The following is a 1758-nucleotide window of genomic DNA, read 5'->3' as shown; positions in this document are numbered from 1 at the left end:
GGAGTTGAAGGTATTAAAACCCTGACTTCAGAAAGTCGGGAATCCGTCAGTACGGTTACCCTTCAGTTTGAACTCAGCCGCAACCTAGAATCCGCAGCTCAAGACGTGCGCGATCGCGTGTCCCGCGTTACCGGCAGATTACCGGATGATGCGGAAGCGCCCGTAGTCAGTAAACAATCGGGCGATTCCTCACCCATTCTCTGGTTTGCCTTGTACGGCGAAAAATTTTCCACCTTGGAATTGAGCGATTACGCCGACAAGTTAATCGTAGACGCCATAGAAACAGTACCGGGAGTCAGCAGCGTCATTATTGGCGGCGAACGACGCTATGCGATGAGAATCTGGCTAGATCCGCAAAAAATGGCGGCTAGAAATCTCACAGTTCTCGATGTCGAGCAAGCACTGCGTCAGGAAAACGTAGAAATTCCTTCCGGTTTGGTAGAAGGAGAAACATCGGAATATTCTGTTCGCACCTTGGGAAGACTGCAAACGCCGCCAGAATACGAAGCATTAGTTATCAAACGCAATCAAGATGGCACTCAAGTCACTCTTAAAGACATCGGCAGAGCCGAAATTGGAGCGGAAAACGAACGCTCCTTCGTGCGTTTCAAACAACAACCAGCGGTGGGTTTAGGTGTAGTGAAACTTTCCAATGCTAACACGCTGGATGTTGCCGAAGGTGCCAAGGAAAAGATGGAAGAACTCTCCCATAATTTTCCAGAGGGAATGAGTTACCAGATTGCTTTTGATAGTTCTGCCTTTGTAGAATTGGCGATCGAAGAAGTTTGGGTAAGCCTTTATTTATCGATCGCACTCGTTGTCTTGGTAATCTTCATTTTCCTCCGCGATTGGCGTGCCACCATAATTCCCACAGTAACAATTCCCATTTCCCTCATCGGCGCTTTTGGCGTGATGTTTTTTATGGGATTTTCGGTGAACACGCTAACTTTGTTTGCGCTCACCCTATCCACGGGTTTGGTGGTAGATGACACCATTGTGGTGCTGGAAAATATCGTGCGCTACATCGAAGAAAAGCGCATGGCTCCCTTTCCAGCGACTTTTGAAGCAACGACAGAGGTGGTGTTTGCAGTTATCGCCACTACCGTAGTCTTGATTGCGGTGTTTGTGCCGGTCGCCTTTGCTGCCGGTACAACCGGTCGGTTGTTCAACGAATTTGCGCTGACGATCGCCGGAGCGGTAGTATTTTCTTCGATCGCCGCTTTGACTTTAGCTCCCGCTATGTCGGCTAGATTGCTCAAACCGTCGCAAGAAAATGCTAGAAGCAGACGCTTTTGGCTGCTAACTCCGATTTTCTGGTTGCTGGACTTTTTTGAATGGGGAATAAACTGGACACGGGATATATATGCTGCATCTCTCCGGTTGCTGATGAAATTAAAATTAGCGATCGTCGTGTTGTTTTTGATCTCTTTGGCAGTGACAGCGTGGCTGTTTCAGCTTATCCCGGTGGGATTTTTACCAAACGAAGACCGAGGTGCGATTTTAACGGTTGTCCGAGGGCCGCAGGGTGTTACCCTCAACTACACAGACAAAGTGATGCAGCAGGTGGAAAATGTTTTGAGTCAGGTTCCCACGATCGACAGTTACTTTGCCATTGGTGCTTTTGGAGGCGGTTCTGGGGTAGGACAAGTTAACCAGGGATTTGTGTTTAGCAGACTCAAACCTTGGCAAGAGCGTCCACAGCCTTCTCAATCCCAAGAAGCTACAATCGGTCAGCTGTTCGGTCGATATATGCAAATC

The 1758-nt window shown here is 48.5% G+C and carries 1 protein-coding gene; it reads left to right on the top strand.

The window, feature by feature from the left end:
* Window positions 1-1758 (top strand): efflux RND transporter permease subunit (locus tag H6S82_RS31730; protein WP_191057385.1); only part of this gene is annotated, 1758 nt, incomplete at both ends.

The organism is Planktothrix sp. FACHB-1355 (assembly GCF_014748295.1).
GTDB lineage: Bacteria > Cyanobacteriota > Cyanobacteriia > Cyanobacteriales > Aerosakkonemataceae > Aerosakkonema > Aerosakkonema funiforme_A.
The sequence above is the reverse complement of the archived record's forward strand: the minus strand, read 5'-3'. Positions and strand labels throughout refer to the sequence as shown.